This window comes from Pseudomonas sp. AC463 (genome assembly GCF_979253585.1).
This window is the reverse complement of record NZ_CEEDDZ010001137.1, coordinates 1-238: the sequence shown is the minus strand read 5'-3', so window position 1 is coordinate 238 and position 238 is coordinate 1. Positions and strand designations below refer to the sequence as shown.

At 57.1% G+C, this 238-nt stretch carries 1 pseudogene; it reads left to right on the top strand.

Features of this window, described 5'->3' with window-relative positions:
• Positions 1–238: pseudogene (locus AC0IYH_RS33850) on the top strand (PrkA family serine protein kinase); the annotation flags it as partial.

Here is a 238-nt window from a genome sequence, read left to right as displayed (position 1 = left end):
CCCTGAAGATGCTCGCCCAGTTCTCTACCCTGTCGCGCCTCAAGGAACCGGACAACTCCAACATATACTCGAAGATGCGCGTCTACGACGGCGAGAACCTCAAAGACACCGACCCCAAGGCCAAATCGATTCAGGAGTACCGCGACGCCGCCGGCGTCGACGAGGGCATGAATGGTCTGTCGACCCGCTTCGCCTTCAAGATTCTCTCCAAGGTGTTCAACTTCGACCCCCATGAAAT